The sequence below is a fragment of the Neoluteolibacter marinus genome, assembly GCF_014904755.1.
In the GTDB taxonomy this organism is placed as follows: Bacteria; Verrucomicrobiota; Verrucomicrobiia; order Verrucomicrobiales; family Akkermansiaceae; genus Haloferula; species Haloferula marina.
The window spans coordinates 1-15,683 of record NZ_JACZFQ010000058.1 but is presented as its reverse complement, the minus strand read 5'-3'; the positions used below and the strand labels follow the sequence as shown (position 1 = coordinate 15,683).

The 15,683-nt window shown below is 60.3% G+C and carries 7 protein-coding genes; 6 read left to right on the top strand and 1 reads right to left on the bottom strand.

The features are described from left to right. Positions 1 to 22: 22 nt before the first annotated feature. The 3 genes from IG178_RS12620 to IG178_RS12610 all read left to right on the top strand — a co-directional run bounded on the left by IG178_RS12620 (position 23) and on the right by IG178_RS12610 (position 10,612). Positions 23 to 5,182: a DNA repair ATPase gene (locus tag IG178_RS12620; protein ID WP_193212919.1), complete on the top strand. Its 5,160-nt coding sequence runs from the start codon at positions 23 to 25 to the stop codon at positions 5,180 to 5,182. Positions 5,183 to 5,259: 77 nt separating this feature from the next. Then, positions 5,260 to 6,030 (top strand): hypothetical protein, encoded by a 771-nt coding sequence (locus IG178_RS12615; RefSeq protein ID WP_193212918.1) that lies wholly within the window; start codon positions 5,260 to 5,262, stop codon positions 6,028 to 6,030. A 445-nt stretch (positions 6,031 to 6,475) separates the two neighbouring features. Beyond that, positions 6,476 to 10,612, top strand: coding sequence for an NACHT domain-containing protein (locus IG178_RS12610; RefSeq protein ID WP_193212917.1), 4,137 nt, complete (start codon positions 6,476 to 6,478; stop codon positions 10,610 to 10,612). A gap of 150 nt (positions 10,613 to 10,762) precedes the next feature. Here IG178_RS12610 and IG178_RS12605 read toward each other — a convergent pair whose 3' ends face one another. After that, positions 10,763 to 12,073, bottom strand: coding sequence for a hypothetical protein (locus IG178_RS12605; RefSeq protein ID WP_193212916.1), 1,311 nt, complete (start codon positions 12,071 to 12,073; stop codon positions 10,763 to 10,765). Between the two features lie 489 nt (positions 12,074 to 12,562). Here IG178_RS12605 and IG178_RS12600 point away from each other — a divergent pair, with 489 nt between their 5' ends. The 3 genes from IG178_RS12600 to IG178_RS12590 all read left to right on the top strand — a co-directional run bounded on the left by IG178_RS12600 (position 12,563) and on the right by IG178_RS12590 (position 15,536). Next, complete coding sequence (locus IG178_RS12600; RefSeq protein ID WP_193212915.1) at positions 12,563 to 13,327, top strand: hypothetical protein; 765 nt, start codon at positions 12,563 to 12,565, stop codon at positions 13,325 to 13,327. 657 nt (positions 13,328 to 13,984) lie between these two features. Continuing rightward, entirely contained in the window at positions 13,985 to 14,596 is a 612-nt protein-coding gene (locus IG178_RS12595; RefSeq protein WP_193212914.1) for a PEP-CTERM sorting domain-containing protein, read from the top strand. 529 nt (positions 14,597 to 15,125) lie between these two features. Then, positions 15,126 to 15,536 carry a DoxX family protein gene (locus tag IG178_RS12590; RefSeq protein WP_193212913.1) on the top strand — a complete coding sequence of 137 codons (411 nt, stop codon included), beginning with the start codon at positions 15,126 to 15,128 and terminating at the stop codon, positions 15,534 to 15,536. Positions 15,537 to 15,683 lie beyond the last annotated feature (147 nt).

Genomic DNA, 15,683 nt, shown 5'->3' with positions numbered 1-15,683 from the left:
TTCGTGGTGCCACTCCATTTCCATGCCCGAAGAATCCCCAAAGCCCGACCAGCTCGAAGGCGGCGCGTATGAAGTCATCCGCGCCCGGCTCGACAAGCACGCCGCCACGTTGCGCGACGGGCTCGACGCGCTGAATGCCGAACGCCTCCAGGTCTTCGGCGGCATCGAGACCGCCCTGCTCGCCACCGAGCGGGTTTCGACCGAGCACAACTGCGTCGCCCGCGACCTCGTCGCCGTCGGCAAGCACCGCTTCCTCTTCGGCTACAACATCCAGTTCGGCCTCAAGCAGACGACCGACGTCGCCGACGTCTTCGCCGCCTACGACTACGATCCGGAAAGCCGCACCTTCACCGGCATCCCGGTCGGCGAGGTGCTCAAGGACCCGCGCTTCGAGGAGGACTTCGCCTACCTCTTCAAGTACTACCGCGAGGCCGTCTTCCAGAAGTTCATGATCATCGGCCCGCATCTCTACATGGCGATGCGGATCGGCAAGACGGTCGACGACCTCAAGACCTTCAAGTGGAAGATCAACAGCGACGGCTCGCTCGAGTACATCGGCAACCGCTTCGACCACGAGTACGTCTATCCCGCCCAGCACGAGTTCGAGTGGACCCGCGCCCACCGCGGCATGCACCGCTCCGGCCTCCACCCGCACGTCTCCATCGAGGACCGCGTCTTTGTCGAGACCGTCGGCGGCGACCTCACGATCAAGGTCGAGGACAACACCGCCAGCGGCCAGGGCATCTACTCGGAGCCGGTCACCGAGAGCGACCAGACGCTCGACGACGCGGAGATCTTCTACGCCGTCGTAGGCTCGCTGATCCTCCTCAAGATCCTGCCCTACCGCGAAAGCCTCCACCGCTACCTCGTCTTCAACGACAAGACCAAGTCGGTGCACCGCATCGACGCGATCGGCGACTCCTGCGTGCTTCTCCCCGACGACCAGGGCATCATCTTCGCCAACGGCTACCTGCTGCAGACCGGCGAGGTGAAGACCTTCGACCACGGCGTGCTCGACATGCGCTTCGAGCGCAAGGTCGCCAGCGCCAACGGCGAGGACGTGCTCTACTCCTTCTACAACCGCCCCGCCGGCGAATACGTCCTGCTGCCCTACAACCGCATCCAGCAGTCGGTCGAGAACCCGATCATGTGCTCGGGCCGCTCGCTCTTCGGCGACGGCCAGCTGGTCCTGTTCCGCGGCGACGGCCAGCCGCAGAAGCACCACGCCCTGCAAATCTGGCAAACGCCGTACTTGGACGACGAGTCGAGCAGCGCCGCGGCCACCGACAAGCAGTCCTTCCTCTACAAGATCGGCAACCCCGAGCTGGTCCGCGGCATGGCCGAGGCCCGCGAGCTGCTGACCCTCCTCCACAAGGACGACTCCTTCGCCGGCCTCTACCTCGATGTCGTCAAGCGCGCCGGCGACCTGCTCGATGCCTACTTCTGGCTCGACCGCGCCGAGTGCCAGTCGCTCGCCGCGCCGATCAAGGAGATCAAGAAGGCCGGCGAATCCGCGATCGGCGAGTTCGACAAGGTCCAGAAGCTCCGCGCCGTCGCCAGCGAGCGCACCGCCACCATCCGCGAGGCCGTCGAAAAGCTGGTCCGCGAGACCAAGACCACCCCGCCGGAGGATCTCCAGGGCTTCGTCCACCAGCTCGCCGGCCTGCGCAAGCTGCGCGGCGAGATCATCGGCCTGCGCGACGTCCGCTACACCGACCCCGCGGTCATCGAGGCCTTCGAGACCGAGGTCGTCACGACCACCGACGAGGTTTCCCAGCGCACCGTCGCCTTCCTGTTAGGCGAAGACTCCCTCAAGTCGTACGCCGCCTCGATCGATGCCCAGGAAGCCGCGCTCGAAAAGATCACCAAGGTCACCGAGGCCGACGAGGTCGCCACCGCCCTCGACCAGGCCGCGGCCGAGCTGGAAATGCTCATCGACATCGTCGGCGGACTGAAGATCGAGGACGCGACCCAGACCACCGAGATCATCGAACGGATCTCCACCCTCTACGCCCGCCTCAATGGCACCCGCGGCTCGCTGCGCAACAAGCGCAAGGAACTCGCCCGCGGGGAAGGGGAGGCGCAGTTCTCGGCACAGTTGAAGCTGCTGTCGCAGGCGCTCGCGAACTACCTCGACCTCTGCGACTCGCCGGAAAAGTGCGACGAATCGCTGACCCGCCTGATGGTCCAGGTCGAGGAACTCGAGGGCAAGTTCGCCGAGTTCGACGAATACATCGAGCAGATCGCCACCCGCCGCGAGGAGATCTACGACGCCTTCGAAAGCCGCCGCACCCAGCTGGTCGAGGCCCGCGGCAAGCGCGCCGGCGCCCTCTTCAAATCCGCCGAGCGGATCCTCGCCGGCATCCGCAATCGCGTCGCCGCCTTCGGCGAGGTCGAGGAGATCCACTCCTACTTCGCCACCGATCCGATGATCGAGAAGGTCCGCGACCTGATCGGCCAGCTCCAGAAGCTCGGCGACTCGGTCAAGTCGGACGACCTGCAGACCCGCCTCAAGACCCTGCGCGAGGACGGCGTCCGCCAGCTCAAGGACAAGAAGGAGCTCTACGTCGACGGCGAGAACGTCATCCGCTTCGGCAAGAACGCCTTCAACGTCAACACCCAGGCCCTGGAAATGACCATCGTCCCCCACGACGAGTCGATGGCCTTCCACCTCACCGGCACCAAGTTCTACGAGCCGATCACCGACCCGGCCTTCCTCGCCACCCGCGACGCCTGGGACCTCGAGGTCCCCAGCGAAAGCCCCGGCGTCGCCCGCGTCGAATACCTCGCCTGGCAGTATCTCACCACGGTAGGGCGTGGCGGCCCCGCCGCGCCGACTTTCTCCGCCGCACCCGAGTCTTCCGACCTTCAGACAACCGACAACCGACAACCGACAACGGACCTCTTATCTTCCCTCCAATCCTTCATGCAGCCCCGCTACGCCGAGGGCTACACCAAGGGCATCCACGACGAGGACGCCGCCAAGCTCCTCGCTGAGCTGCTGCCGATCCAGGCCGAGGCCGGCTTGCTCCGCTACAGCCCGCGCGACCGCGCCGCCGCCCACCTGTTCTGGAAGTCCTGGGAGGATCCGGCGAAAGACCGCCTCGCCAACCAATTCGCCTCCTACGGCAAACGTCGTAGCCTCTTCGAAGGCGGCGACGAGACCGCGGCGTGGAAAGAACGCCTCGCCAGCGCCTTCGCCGATTGGCGCAGCAGCCACGGCCTCTTCCTCGACCTCCACCCGCAGCGCGCCGCCGACTACCTTTCGGAGGAACTCGCCGCCGGCGGGCCCTTCGTCGTCTCCGCCGCCGCGGCCGAGCTCAGCCGCAAGTTCCACCACACCCTGGTCGCCAAGCGCGGCGAGGCGATGCTCAAGGAATCGCTCGGCGACGATTCGGTGCCGCCCTTCGTCAAATTCGAGATCGCCCGCGACTGGCTCGCCGGCTTCGCGGCCAATTACCCCGACGCCCTCGAAGGCACCCCCGCCGGCCTGCTCGCCGCGGTCATCGACGAGGCCGCCGCGCACCTCGCCTGCGGCGGCTTCGAGCAGCGCGCGGTCAAGTCCGTCACTCTCGCCTTCAAGGCCGAGGGCCTGCGCTCCAGCCACCCGCGGATCCAGGACGCGACCTTGGAGATCCACTACAGCGAGTTCCTCGACCGCCTGGCCCGCCACGAGCGGACCGATGCCGCCGCCTTCCGCGCGCTGGCCACCCGCAAGTCCGAGCTGACCGACATCAAGCGCCAGGAGATGCGGCTGGATGAATTCAAGCCGAAGGTCATGAGCGCCTTCGTCCGCAACCGCCTGATCGACGAGGTCTACCTGCCGCTGGTCGGCGACAACCTCGCCAAGCAGCTCGGCACCGCCGGCGCGAACACCCGCACCGACCGCATGGGCCTGCTGCTGCTGGTCTCGCCGCCCGGCTACGGCAAGACCACGCTGATGGAATACATCGCCAACCGCCTCGGCCTGACCTTCGTCAAGATCAACGGCCCGGCGCTCGGCCACAGCGTCACCTCGCTCGACCCGGCCGAGGCGCCCAACGCCTCCGCCCGCGCCGAGGTCGAACGCGCCAACCTGGCGCTGGAGATGGGCGACAACGTGATGCTCTATCTCGACGACATCCAGCACACCGACCCGGAGTTCCTGCAGAAGTTCATCTCCCTCTGCGACGCCCAGCGCAAGATCGAGGGCGTCTGGAAAGGCCAGCCGCGGACCTACGATCTCCGTGGTCGAAAGGTCGCCGTCGTCATGGCCGGCAACCCCTACACCGAGAGCGGCGGCAAGTTCCAGATCCCGGACATGCTAGCCAACCGCGCCGACACCTACAATCTCGGCGACATCCTCGGCGGCCACGAGGCGGCCTTCAAGGCCAGCTACATCGAGAACGCCCTGACTTCGAATGCCACCCTCTCGATCCTCGCCAGCCGCTCGCAGAAGGACGTGCTGATGCTGATCCGCGTCGCCGAGACCGGCAGCCGCGACGGCGCCGATTTCGAGGGCAACTATACCCCCGCCGAGATCGAGGAGATGCTCGCCGTGGTGAAGCACCTCCTTTCCGTCCGCGACACCATCCTGCGGGTGAACCTGCAGTACATCAAAAGCGCCGCCCAGGAGGACGCCTACCGCACCGAGCCGCCCTTCAAGCTCCAGGGCTCCTACCGGAACATGGCGCGCATCGCCGAAAAGATCCTGCCGCTGATGACCCCGGAGGAAGTCCGCCAGATCGTCATCGACCACTACCGCAGCGAGTCCCAGAACCTCACCACCGCCGCCGAGGCGAACCTGCTGAAGTTCTACGAAATGGAAGGCCTGCTCGACGAGGACCAGGCCGCCCGCTGGGAGCAGATCAAGAAGGAGTTCAACAAGCGCAAGCTCCTCGGCGGTGCCGGCGAGAACGACCCCGTCGCCCGCGTCGTCGCCCAGATGAGCCAGTTCAACGACGGCCTCGAGGCGATCAAGGAAGGCATCTCCAGCGCCGGCCAGCACTACGCCCGCCCGCAGAGCCTCACCGACGAAACCGTCGCCCACCTCCGCCAGATCATCGAAGGCCTCCGCGCCGTCCCCGTGCAGGTCGACATCAAGGTCGTGCCGGTCCAGGACGAGAAGGGGAGCATCGAGAAGATCGACGCCCCCGACGACGGGCCGTCGCTGGAGTTCAAGCCGGAGGTGAATCAAGGGTGAATCTCAGATCAGTTTTGGCGAATAATTCGACGTTCCGCTCCGAGAGCTTTTAGAGTTAATACAAACAAGAGACTCTCGTGAGCGGAAACTGGGAAAATTCAGAATACTTTTACCTTAAAGGAAAGCGACCTACTGAGAGGCAGCTGCTCCATCTCAAAGAAGATCTGTTTTATGACGGGCCGGAAATCACCGACGCATACGAGGCGAGCCAATTGATTGATATTCTGCGTGCAGATCCAGTGCTCGGAGCGAAACGAGAATTCTTCGAACTGATGCAATCTGGCCCGAGTTGGCTCGCTTGGGAAAAATGGATGACACACGTGAGTCGAAAGAAGTACGATAGGCAACACTGGCAGGAATGGTGGTCGAGATCGAGGGCCTTTGCTCTCGATGCGGGCTTGGAGCCGCCGGAGGTGCCGCCTCTTCCGTTGTCCTATCAAAGGGGGCCCTACCATACACCCGAGGATCTGCTCGCTGAAGTTCGCCAAGTATTCGGACTTCCGAAGGATGCACCAATCAGGGTTGAAATTTCCGCATCATCACGGGAAGAAGCCATGCTGGCCAAGAGTGAAATTGTGTCCATTCGGGAGCACTTGGGTATAATCGACGATGATTGTCAGTGGATGCTGGCACGGATCCGTGGCGACGAGTTAAGTAACGATGAACTCCTAAGCCTATTTCGCGAGACCGGAGGAGACGACATTGGGATCGCCCAGGAGAGGAAAGTGATGCAGGAGGTGAAAAAGTACTTCGTGAACAACTACGGGGCAATCCGGTCGATGATCAGGGTTTTCAAAGAACAGCTGACGGAGTTTAGTCGCAGCCTGAATAAGGCTTATCCTAAGTGACCAATGAAGCTCGTGAGCGGGGTCTGTGAATGGGACCGGGACGGCGCAATTCAAAAAAAGGCCCGACTCGATCCCCGAAGGCATAGCACTACGCCCAGCCGCAGAGCCTCACCGACCAAACCGTTGCCCACCTCCGCCAGATCATCGAAGGCCTCCGCGCCGGCCCTGTCCGGGTCGATATCAAGGTCGTCCCCGTCCAACACGACAACGCGAGCATCGAAAAGATGGACACCAACGACGGCCCCTCCCTCGAGTTCAAGCCGCAGGTGAATAAGGGGTGAGGCTGGGAGGTCACTAGAGTTGGCGCCGGAGAATTGTCGACTTGGAATCCCCTGCCCGTAGGCCATTCTCCTCTTAGATGGGCGACGAGCGGTATCCTTGGAAGCGGTATTGGGTTCCCGCTGGTAACGCGATCAATTGCGGCTGGAATGGGGACTGGTTTTTCATGCCGTCTGAAGCCGGAAATATTGAAACACCGGAGTTGCTGCAACAAAGGTTACTGGTGCTTCTAGGCGGAGGTGGGATGGGGAAATCGAACGAGTTGGACCTACTCGAATCGTTGATTAGGGCCGAGGGCGACACCATCCTTCGCTTTCGGGCTACCGAGCTCTCAGGGACACCAGCGCAGGCGATCCGCGAAACAGACGAATGGGAGGAACATAGAAGCTCGGGTTCGTCATTGACGTTGCTGATCGATGGCATTGATGAGGCTTTGCCCCACCACCCCGGCCTACTGGACGCACTCACCGGCTTCTTGAAGCGCAATGCACACCCGGCGTTACGTGCGTTTATTTGCTTGCGAAGCGTCGCATGGGACGGCCGTCGACACGCGGACCTACTTCGGGACTGGGGTACCAGTGAGAATCTCTCGGTATATGAAATTTGCCCGCTACGCGAAGAGGATCTGTCAATCGCGCTTCAAGCCCGTGGCCATGACGACCCGTCCCCATTCATCACCTGGATACACGATGGAAGCCTCGGACCCTTGGCGCGCATTCCTATTCACATTGATTCATTGATCGAAAGCTGGGTGACGAATCCAAGCCAGCACGTTTCCGTTGGCCAACTGCGCGACCAGCAGATTTCGCGGTTGCTCAAGGAAACGGCTGAAAGACAGTCTTCCCCGATTCAGACGCCCATCCTTCCTGACTCAAAACTGGAAGCAATCTCGGAACTGATTGGCGTTCACGCAATCCTTTCAGGTCACCTCCGACTCCAGTTTGAGGAACTCGACGACGTCAATTCCTCGATCCTCAATCTACGGCGATTCTTCGACGCGCCCTTGGATGGAAGATGGCGTTGTGATTCGCTCCCCTTTGCTTTTAGCGTCGCCGACCTTCAGGCTCTGTTGGATCGGACGCTTTTTACGAGGGTATCCGGCCCTGGTGAACCGCCCGCTTTCTCGTTTGCTCACCATTCGTTTGCTGAGCGACTTGCGGGACGATGCATGGAGCGACAACCTCTTTATCGTATATTGCGGATCCTGTGCGCAGGCCTTGGCAATCGGATCGCCCCCCAAATGGAAGCTCTCACCGCGATGCTCGCATCTTCGCATCCCGCGCTGGCTGACTGGCTTCTCGAACATCAACCGGACATTCTCCTGCAAAGCGACGGCTTGAATTTCGCTCCATTGTTTCGGGCTCTCACGGTGGAAAGGGTTCTCCGGGAGACCGAGGAATCCGACGAACATCGCCGACTTGAGTATAGCAAAATCGACGCGGGATTCTCCTGTGGAGAAGTGGCGGAAGTCCTAGTGAAGTTTCTAAACGGCACCGATCTGGATGACCGCACCCGTTACGCAACAATCACCATTTGTGCCCGCTGTCCCGATCCTGCATTGGCGTCTTCACTGTGGCACATTCTCAACAATGAGGCCGAACACCGACACCTTCGAGCGAAGGCTCTCGATGCTTGGCTGGGGCTGGCAAGCTATTCACCCGAGGTAAGCCACGAACGCATCTGGCAATTAGCCCGCGGGGAAGCCGGGACCGGGCGCGCCCATGATCGGGCCGATGCGTTGAGCTTCCTGCTCAAGGCCGGAGAGCCAGCAGCAAGTATCATTCCGCTTATCCCGAGGAGTGACGAGAACTCACACGGAAGCCGAGAGATGCTAATCGACCATTATCTGCCCAATTTTCTCAAACCGCCGGAACTCCCCGATGCGCTCAAGTTTCTAGAGAAACGTGGCATGAGGTATGGGGGTGGAATCGATACGGAGGGCCTCGCTGGCACCGTGTATGAGATGGTTTTCGCGAATCTGGATCGCAGTGAGATTCTCGAGGCCTTCGCTCGCCATTGGTGGGCCGTTGGTCGACGCTACCACGCCGAGCTGGGGGCCGACCTCCGGCCAATGATCGATCGCCTTTCTGACTCCTCTCGACAGGCTTTGCTCTCAGCCCTCATTGAGTGCAACGACGGCGTGGAAGACTACTCCCTACTCCAGGTTCCCCTGAAAGTGGCCGATCTTGAATGGGTAGTATCGCGCTTGCCGGCAACGACCGGGCCGTTCAGGGAAAGGTGGCTAAAAATGGTACGTTGGCACTGGTACCAGGCAACCAAGGCAGAAGTTCCCGAATGGTTGGTAAACGGTTACCGAGACGGTGACGAAGATTTCAGGCAAATTTTTCCTACTCCCACCCGAAATCGATCCATCGAAGAAGCAATCTATCGATTTCACCGCGCTGGAGAATTGCGCTTGGAGAGACGTGCCAAGGCCTATCAAAGAAAGCGCGGCATGCGTCCCAAGCCATTTGGACGCCAAGATTTCACTGACGTTGTCGAAGCCCAATTCCGATCAAATGCCATCTCAGGATGGATTCGCTTCGCCAGTCGGGCTTGGCACTGGATGGAGGGGGACGATGAAGCTTCTCCTAAGGAAGAAGATGGAATACGCCGATCTCCAGGCTGGATTGCACTTTCAGAGGACGGGAGAAGCGCGGCCACCAATGCTGCGCGGTCCTTCCTGGAATCCGAGAGTGCACCAAGTTCAACTGGAACGTGGACCAACGGGCTCGAAGCTGGGTATCTCGCGATGGACCTCCTTGAGGAGATCATCACGACCGATCCCAGTTTGGCCAAGATCGTGGCTGAACGATGGATTCCTGCGGTAATTCGCCGTTCCAACGTCGGCGAAAGGCGTCACCAGCAACTGGTGAATTTGGCGAAGTCTCTCGATTCTCAGAAAGTTCGGCGCGAGATGATCGCCATCGCTAAGGATGGCCTTGAGCACTGGGATCGTTCTCTCCACCTGGGGGCCTTTAGTGAAAGTTGGGATGGTCTCGACAGCGAAGAATTGCTGGCGTTGATGAGGTCCCTTCTCTGCGGTGCAGCTCACAAGAGGACGCTCACCCGCCGCAACAAGAAGTTTCCCTCTGTTGCCAAGAATCATCAAAAGCTAGAGCTTCGACAGGCAGGCGGTTTCGCGGCTGCGCTCCAATTTCTTGCCAACGTTGACCGGCCTGCGGCCTGCCGCTTGCTCGCCAGTTTATCTCACATTCCATTAGCAATGCGGAAGGGGCGACACCGCGCTGTCCTGGTGCTTGTACTTCTTGCGCCACTCAGGCTGCCGGAATGCATGGAGAAGGCGCGGGACATCGTCTTTTCGAGCAAGAGGCGGGAACTTCGGACTGCCTTCAATAGCGTGCTTTCCAAGCTGAATCATGATTACTCCGACGAAGGTTGGCTCTCCAAACTCAATGCCACCCAAGTCGCTCTCATCTATCGCTCATTCGTCCGAGCATTTCCTGAAATGTCAAAATTCGAGTTTCGAGGTGGACGCGTCACTCTGGCTGAAGAAAGGAGAGATTTTGAGAGTTCGTTGATGAAGCGCCTGAGTGAATTGGGCGCGGCGGCCGAGATTTTGCAACTACTTCAAGAGTTCAAGTGCGAACTGCGCAAGGATAGCCTCCGCTGGTACCTTAGAGATGCTCGCCGTATCCAAGCAGAGGAAAAGTGGACTCCTCCGAGAGCTGCAGAGATTTCGAAGTGGCTCATTCAAGAGGATGGCTTGCTCGTGAGGACTGAAGAGGACCTCAAGGAGGCGGTATTGGTGTCACTTGGCCGTTTCCAAGATTCGATTGCGCGGGAGGGACGCTTCGTCCTCGACTGCTGGTCGCGGCAAAAGGACGGCTCCTATCGGCCGGTCCTCGAAGAAGACCTGTCTGCGAGGGTCGCCGATTCCCTCCGCGAGGACCTTGAACGGGTAATTGTTTCGACCGAGGAACAGCTACGACTCGGGGTCAAAAAGCAGAGGACCGACATCAAGGTAACCCTAGAGGTTGAAGGCAGGCGGCTGGCCGTGATTGTCGAGCACAAGCGGGCTCACAATTCTGGGGTGTTGAACGACATGAAAGAGCAATTGGTGGAACGGTATTTGATCCCCGCTGGCATCGCCTCTGGGATCTATTGGGTCAGTTGGTTCGATGACTTCGATGCATCGGAGCCCAGGGTGAGAAACCGCCTTGGCGTAGGATCACCTGGTGAAGCTCGTGACGTTCTTGTGAAACAGGCTAGTGATGTTTCGGGCGCCACGGGACTTAGGATCTCCGCATTCGTTCTGGATTGCACCAAAAGCAGCCAATAAGGGTTGCGAGAAAGTGCTTGTCCCGAACTGCACTAAATTTAGCCCGCGGACCTTCGAAAAGTCTGTTAGGAAATCCGGCCCGGACGGGTTTCTGAGGTCCGTCAGACAAAGCCCGCCTCTTTATGGACTCTGATTTAGTCTAGCCTAAGGTTAATCGTACTGGAGAATCGCGATTTCCATCCTCTCTCGCGCCTCGCAGCACCATTCCGAATACATCTCAACGGTCGCACGCCATGACTCCCATTCTTTGTCGTCAGTTCGGATCGCCATACGGTAGAGGTCATCGACCGATGCTGCGTAATCCTGAAAGCGCCTATCCAGTTTTCTCACTCGTGGAGCCAGATCGGGAAATGAAATCGCGATCTCTATAGTGCCTTCCATTTCGGTCAATCGTGATCTCATCCCATCCATCATATCTGATCTTAATTGTTCATCTGCCAAGCACTTACTCATTAGCTGGACTGCCGAATTCTCCAGATCTACCAATTTGCCGATCAATGGGTCTACCAAGTTACGATACTCCTTCATCGACTCAATGACTGGCCCGATACTCCAAGCTTGCTCCGGCGGCCACACAAAGTCCCCAGCTTCGTCCAAAAGCGGATCGCGCATCGTTTGTCCTAGCGCTACGAACAAATGGTCCACCTGATCATGATCGTTTGGCCAGCTCGTACGAGGCCCAAGTAACTTCCCCATCCGCCGCAATCGGCTCGAATTTAATCCACCGAGTTCAATAAGTTTGAACTGAGAGTAAAGCCGGAGATCAAGTGGTTGCCTGCGCCCAAGCTTCAGCCTGATGAACAGTGCTTCGTAGCCTGCGATTAGCGATACCAAATAGCCAAATGGAATCATCAAAATAGCAAGGAATATCGGAAGGACGAAGGCTTGAAGTGCCTGAAGTCCTAGAAGCTCACCCCGCCCCCTCCAGAGGGAATGAACGACGAATAAAAGCATCCAGAACCCCAACGATCCTTGAACAAATCGGAAAAATCCAACCGCCAGACGATTTTTCTCGTCTGTTTCTCCGACGGCGATCAGCACTGTCACTAGGATCATCAACAGCAGCCAAATCAGCTCCATTGAATATGACATAGTGTAAACATTCACAAGAAACTCGAATACGATGACGCCTTTGATCTGGTCCATCGCAAGAGCTTTAAACTTAGCGTTAGGGTCCAATTCGTTGACACCCCGGAATGCGATGCTGGTTCCCGAGTAGATCGACCAAATCACGGCATCCTTGAGCAACGTTTCGTTCCAGAGTCCGACTGCTTTTAGCACCCAAATCCCCGCTGCAACAACTCCCCAACAAGCCAATGCCGTGAATGCGAGCTTCCAATTCAGCGCGCATTTCACGAGGGCGAATATTGATGGCCTAACCTTGGGGTTAGTCAGGCAATATGCGATCACTGCCAAGATGAAGGTCGCGGCCGCAAGCTCACGGTTGTTCAGATCAATCATTGAATATCGTGGCTCTTGTAACCAAACCCCGCCAGAAACGCCACTACACACGAATCTTCAATTTCCAAATCTAGTGGGGAAAAATGCTCGTCCCCTATCAATGTCCCAGCAGCCTTTTCAAAACGGGCTCGAAGGCATCCGCCTGGCGGTAACGATAACGCGATAACGCGCCAGGCATTCAGTCGTATCACACCACAGGCATCTCATTGATTCCCAGGAACCCAAGGAGCAGATTCCGCTCCCGAATTCCAGGGCGGATCGCTTCGGGCTTCGGACGGTGCTTGGGCACACGGGAATGAAGTGCGGGAGGCTGCAGCCCCGGGCGAAGCGGATCCTCGCCTTCCCCGGGCTGGTGCCCGGCGGCTCCCCATCTCCACCGTGCATCTTGGTCGTCCGTCCCTGCCTGAGGTCTTTTCCCAAGCATGACAAAACGCCCTGCAACCTCTTCCCGGCCGGGTGGTTTCAGGAGGTTGGACCTCAATACCTGCCATGAAACCAAAAGCCCTCTTGCTATCCGGACTTCTCGTCGCCGCCGCACCCGCACAGGAAGCCACGCCTCCCGCCGAACCGCCGGCCACGCCGGAGCAGTCTCCCGCCGCGAATCCCGCTGCCGATTTGACCGCTGCCGCTGAAAAACTCGCCGCGGCCACGAACTACACGTGGAGCCAGACGACATCGTTCGGCGGCAATTTCGGCGACCGCACGACCACCGGCAAGAAGGGCAGCGGCGGCTTCCTGCTCGTCACCATGCCGGGCCGCGACCGGGAATTCCAGGTGCTGTCCCGCGGCGGCAAAGCTGCGATGCAGCGCGACGGCGCCTGGGTTGTCCCCGATCCCAATGGGGAAGAACAAGGCCCGGGCCGGTGGATCGCGCGGATGTTGCAAAACCTCCGGGAACCCGCGGTCGAGGCGAAGGAACTGGTCGCCAAAGTCACCGAGCTGAAAGAGGAAAGCGGCACCTTCGTCGGCAAGCTTTCCGAGGAAGCGGCGAAGGAGCTGATGAGCTTCCGCGGTGCCGGACGCCGGGGCGGCGGCGGTGGTGGCGCGCCGCCGGAAATCACCGGGGCGGGGGGATCGGTCACCGTCACGGTCGCGGACGGTGTCCTCACCGGCTACCGGACGATGCTGACGGGGCGGATGAATTTCAACGGCGAGGGCCGCGACGTGACCCGCACCACCGAGGTCGAGTTCACCAACGTCGGGTCCACGAGCTTCGACATCCCGGAAGCAGCCGCGGGCTTGCTCGTGGAGTGAGTCGATGGCCGGGAAATCGGCGATGACCCATCGCGACGGCCGCCCCGAATCGGCGGGGCGGCTTCATGCATTGGACTGCCCGTCCCTTTCCAGGGAAGCGGCCTTCGTCCTTGCCTTCAAATTTCGCGTCCTTTCGCGCGATTTCGCGGTTGGGATCCGTGACCCTCGGTTCCTTGGAGGGCTGACGGCCCGGTCGATGGCAGCGGGTGGAGAGGGGCGGCGCATGTCGCCGGATGGGACGGGCCTTCAGCCCTTGGGATTCCTCCAGGACCGGTGAACCCGGGCTTGCAGCCCCGGCGGGTATGGGGCGGACCATTGGCCCTGGAGACAGGCCCCAACTCGGTGGCGCTGAAGGACCTCGGGGCAAGCGGGGAGTCTTCTGACGGTTGAGGGAGCCGTTTTGCTTACCGTCAAAGCGCCATTGGCCGGAAGCCCTTTCTGATGGTCTCGAGAAAATGTCGGCCCCTTGATGCGCGGAACAAACCGTCGCGGGTGGGTTCTTCACGGAACACAACTTGGGAATATCACGCGGGAACGCCGGCTCGCGCCTGAGCCGCAGATGATCGGACCTCGAATTCACTCATGATCCACCCGATCGATTCATTTTATCACTTATGACTTTACGGAAGCAGAAATCAAATGCCCCACTGGTCTCCGATGACACGCCGTTCGACTTCCATTCTTCTCGCCGCCACCTTTTTCGCCATGGGCTCCAGCGGCCGGGCCGCAACCCTGGTGACCTTCGATAACCTCGCGCTGGCGATCTATCAGGATTCTTTCAGTGACGGTGGCTGGACAATTTCCGCAACGAGCGGTGGTTCAGGTTCGGTCAACCTCGGAGTCGAATCGAACGTCGGGCTGCAGAGCAGCAACGTCAGCGATCACGTCGTGACTTTCGGGTTCCCCTTCGTGGCGGGCAATCCGCTCACCGAGGTTCGGATCAGCCAGACCTCCGGGCAACCTTTCAAGCTGGAAGGACTCTCGCTTGGAGACGGCTTCGGCAACTCGAATTTACGGATCGAGGCCTATCTCGGCGGCGTTTCGGCAGGATACGCGGCGGTCGACGTGAATATCTTCAATTCGGTCGTTCCGGTGACCTTCACCGGCTGGGACAATCTGGATGAAATCCGGATCACGAACTCTACCGGCGGGGCGGACCTGAACTTCGATCTCGACGACATGACCGTCGCCGAAGCGGTGCCGGAGCCGGCAAGCATCGGATTGCTGGGGCTCGGAGCCGTGGCCTTCCTCCGGCGCCGGAGGAAGTAGCCGGGATTCGCCTCTCCCGCGAAGGAAGATCTCGGGCCTTTGCGGGCGGCTTCACGGCTGTCGTGCCTGGTTGGCTGCCATGGCATGAAGGAACTGACACCAAGATTCCCGTCCCTTCATAACGAAGCGGCCATCGTCCCTGCCCTCAAATTTCGCGCGATTTCGCGGTTGGGAGCCGGGACCCTCGATGCCGTGGAAGGCTGACGGCCCGATCGATGGCAGCGGGTGGAGAAGGGCGGCGCATGACTCCGGATGAGGCGGGCCTCCAGCCCTCTTTTCTCCCGGAACCGGCGGAGCCGGGCTTGCAGCCCGGGCTGGTATCGGGCGGACCTTGGGTCCTGGGAGACAGTCATCCCGCCGTTGGCGCTGGGAAACTTCGGGGCCGGTCGAGGGGCTACTGTCGGTTCAGAAACCCCTTTTGCTTACCGTCAAAGCTCCATTGGGGAGTGTGAGAAACACGGGCGTGAGTCCGGGGCGCGGGGTTTTCGGAAATAACCGGGTGACAGACGCCTCTCACTCTAACATGCCCATGACGTCCCTGCTCCAGCTCAAGTTCCTGCCGCGCAATCCCGATCTCGCCCTGTTGCTTCTCCGCCTGTGGCTGGGTCTTTCCATGCTCGTCCTGCACGGCTGGCCGAAACTTCAGAAGCTGGTTTCCGGCAAGCATGAGTTCGCGGATCCGATCGGGATCGGGGAGATGCCGAGTCTGGTGCTGGCGGTGGGGACCGAGTTCGTGGGTGCCGCCCTGCTCATCATCGGCCTGTTCGCCCGGCTCGGCGCGCTGATGCTGGCGGCGACGATGGCGGTCGCCTGGGGCGTCACCCATCAGATGAAACTCGCCGGCCCCGACAATGGCGAGCTGGCCTTCATCTATCTGGCAGGATTCCTCGTCATCGGGCTGGCGGGCGGCGGGAAATACAGTGTCTCGGATCAGGGCTGAGCCGCGGCGGGCTTGCTGGAAGTCCGCTGCTGGTCCTTCGCACCATGCTGCGGGATGCCCCCCGCCGGTTCCAACAGCTTCAGGGCGGCGGCGAACTTGCCGGCAACTTCCAGCACCAGCGCCCTGTGGTAGGGCAACAGGCGCCGG